Source organism: Caldisalinibacter kiritimatiensis, from assembly GCF_000387765.1.
Lineage (GTDB): Bacteria > Bacillota > Clostridia > Tissierellales > Caldisalinibacteraceae > Caldisalinibacter > Caldisalinibacter kiritimatiensis.
In genome coordinates, this window is the sequence record NZ_ARZA01000124.1 from 1 (window position 1) to 959 (window position 959).

General features: G+C 28.6%; 2 protein-coding genes. Both read left to right on the forward strand.

Going from position 1 to position 959, the window contains the following annotated elements; translation table 11 throughout:
- On the forward strand, positions 1 to 771 hold a 771-nt coding region (locus L21TH_RS14510), incomplete at its 5' end, for a PHP domain-containing protein (protein WP_034429463.1).
- A 4-nt stretch (positions 772 to 775) separates the two neighbouring features.
- The coding region (locus tag L21TH_RS05885) for a PadR family transcriptional regulator (RefSeq protein WP_034429464.1) at positions 776 to 959 on the forward strand (184 nt) is incomplete at its 3' end.

Genomic DNA, 959 nt, shown 5'->3' on the forward strand with positions numbered 1-959 from the left:
CCTGAAGAAGTTGTAGAATGGGCTATTAGAAAAGAACTGAAAGTAATATCAATAACTGACCATGATACAGTATCAGGTGTCGAAAATGCCATGAAAAAGGCGAGTTTACATAATAAACTTTATGTAGTTCCGGGAATCGAATTAAGTTGTCAAATTAATGATGAGGAAGTCCACTTATTAGGATATTTTATAGATTATAAATCACAAAGTCTGAAAGAGGTTACAGATAAATTTAAGAAAACGAGGAAAGAAAGAGCAAAAAAAATTGTAAACAAACTTAATAGTTTAGGTATTAATATTAGTTTTGATGAAGTTAAAAGTATAGCTTATAAAGGTAATATAGGTAGACCTCATATAGCAGCTGCATTAATGAAAAAAGGATATATTGATAATTATGAAGAAGCCTTTGAAAAATATATAGGAAAAAATTGTTTCGCATATGTTGAGAAATATAGACTTCCTGTTCAAGAAGCAATTAAAATAGTGCATAATATTGGAGGAATATCCGTTCTTGCTCATCCAGGATTAATTAATAATAAGAATAGTGTAAAGGATATTATCAAAGCAGGTATAGATGGCATAGAAGTGTATCATTCAAAACATAATAATAGACATATAAAATTATACAAAGAAATAGCTTTAGAACATAATTTAATTATTACAGGTGGTTCAGATTGTCACGGTCATTTGATAGATAACAGTCCAGAGATAGGTAACTTTGGTATTAGTTACGAAGAGTTTATTAAAATTAAGAAAAAAGTACAGGAGTGATAAAATGAGTAATTATAAAGAAAAACGAAATAGGCAGTTTCCTTCTAAAATAAGTACTACATCTTTTGTGAAATTATATATACTTCATCTATTAACAGAAAAGAGCTATTATGGTAACGAGATTATAGATGAAATAAAGAGAAGATTAAATGAAAAATGGGAGCCAAGTCCAGGAATGGTTTATCCAT